Genomic DNA, 627 nt, shown 5'->3' with positions numbered 1-627 from the left:
GAAATTCCTTGTCGGGTAAGTTCCGACCCGCACGAAAGGTGTAACGATTTGGGCACTGTCTCAACCAGAGACTCGGTGAAATTATAGTACCTGTGAAGATGCAGGTTACCCGCGACAGGACGGAAAGACCCCGTGGAGCTTTACTGTAGCCTGATATTGAATTTTGGTACAGTTTGTACAGGATAGGCGGGAGCCTTTGAAACCGGAGCGCTAGCTTCGGTGGAGGCGCTGGTGGGATACCGCCCTGACTGTATTGAAATTCTAACCTACGGGTCTTATCGACCCGGGAGACAGTGTCAGGTGGGCAGTTTGACTGGGGCGGTCGCCTCCTAAAGTGTAACGGAGGCGCCCAAAGGTTCCCTCAGAATGGTTGGAAATCATTCGTAGAGTGCAAAGGCATAAGGGAGCTTGACTGCGAGACCTACAAGTCGAGCAGGGACGAAAGTCGGGCTTAGTGATCCGGTGGTTCCGCATGGAAGGGCCATCGCTCAACGGATAAAAGCTACCCCGGGGATAACAGGCTTATCTCCCCCAAGAGTCCACATCGACGGGGAGGTTTGGCACCTCGATGTCGGCTCATCGCATCCTGGGGCTGTAGTCGGTCCCAAGGGTTGGGCTGTTCGCCCA

General features: G+C 54.7%; 1 rRNA gene. It reads left to right on the top strand.

From position 1 onward, the window contains the following. Nucleotides 1-627: ribosomal RNA gene (locus F0Q34_RS21585) — 23S ribosomal RNA — on the top strand; the annotation flags it as partial.

The organism is Teichococcus oryzae (assembly GCF_008386565.1).
GTDB classification, from domain to species: domain Bacteria; phylum Pseudomonadota; class Alphaproteobacteria; order Acetobacterales; family Acetobacteraceae; genus Pseudoroseomonas; species Pseudoroseomonas oryzae.
The sequence above is the reverse complement of the archived record's forward strand: the minus strand, read 5'-3'. Positions and strand labels throughout refer to the sequence as shown.